The following is a 1,183-nucleotide window of genomic DNA, read 5'->3' on the forward strand; positions in this document are numbered from 1 at the left end:
CGATCTCGCAAGCAAAAAAGTCTCCTCACGCTTGCGCTCAATCGCCTGATATTCAAGTTGGGCAGAGGCAGGCATAGCAGAGGAGGTAGCGTAATAATTCCACAGCAGGCAGCATTCGTGTAGAGATAGATTGCCAGCTTGCAGCAATAGAGCAGCGCGGTAATATAGTCTAGTGCGGCGCAGCATATCCCTTATTTGTCACTTTCAGGAGATTAAGACCTGGAGTCTGCTTTAGATAAAGATTTTAGTGATAAATAAATTCAACAAAAGCTGAGAGAAATAAAAATTACCTAGCGCTTGCTTGTCAACTACTTCAACTAGATTTGGGTGCATTCATCATTTAGGGACTATAACTGTTCAAAGAGCAGACATAACCTCCAAGCTTTGGGCTTGGCAACAGAGAGCCGTCTGTCCCACACTTTGCTAAGGCGCTATGGAGGTTATGCACGATTTAGTCATTAGATTATTTGTCGACAGGTACAAGTGTGATTTACCAATCTAGGGGACAAATGACGGATCTATAATATACCCCTTTTCTTCAGCATAAGTAGAGCACCAAGACTGAAGACGCTTAACCCGAGAATGCTATTAGGCTCGGGAACGGCAGTAAAAGTTACTGTCCCTGCCCTATAAGAAGCATTTTGAGGTGAAAAAGCTGAAAAGGACGTAGATCCACTAGCTCCATTAAATGTAGGCTCGAACGCGAATAGTTGATTGGGAGTATCAACGACAAAATCTAGAGCGTTTAAAAAATTTGAAGTTCCTTGTTTGACATATATAGCTGGAGAAAGGTCGGGAGTTAAGTCAAGTCGTGAGTCATCAGCTGCAGTGTAAACTTTACCTAACCAAGAAAAGTCTAGGCTAGAGACCTTTAACGTATCTCCTGAAGGAGTAATAATTCTCGGATCTGAGTCATCGTAAGTGAAGGAACCCATGCCAGTGGCTTTACCGGCAGCATCATTGATTGTGAAATTATAGAAAAAAACAGCTGCTTTTGAAGGATCGGCAGTAGAAATTACTGCTATAACAGTAACTACACTAATCGCCCTAACAATCATTTTTTGAGACAAGTTTTTTAGCATTGCTTAAAAAAACACAACTTAGCACATACATACTTAATTGATAGTGGTTAATAGTTAAGTACAAGATAAAGATAAGTTAATTTATTGTATTTAAGCAAAGT

Annotated in this window: 1 protein-coding gene and 1 pseudogene; both read right to left on the reverse strand. The window is 40.3% G+C overall.

Annotation, left to right across the window (positions count from 1 at the left end; translation table 11 throughout):
• Positions 1–186 (reverse strand): annotated as a pseudogene (locus AC2VE5_RS28120) (recombinase XerD); the annotation flags it as partial.
• A 332-nt stretch (positions 187–518) separates the two neighbouring features.
• Positions 519–1,082 carry a hypothetical protein gene (locus AC2VE5_RS28125; protein ID WP_486890793.1) on the reverse strand — a complete coding sequence of 188 codons (564 nt, stop codon included), beginning with the start codon at positions 1,080–1,082 and terminating at the stop codon, positions 519–521.
• Positions 1,083–1,183 lie beyond the last annotated feature (101 nt).

The sequence above is a fragment of the Aliterella sp. E5.1 genome, from assembly GCF_057473825.1.

What these genes read in the sequence shown, in the direction of transcription:
- AC2VE5_RS28125 (WP_486890793.1), bottom strand. Translation starts at nt 1,082, where the DNA reads ATGCTAAAAAACTTGTCTCAAAAAATGATTGTTAGGGCGATTAGTGTA.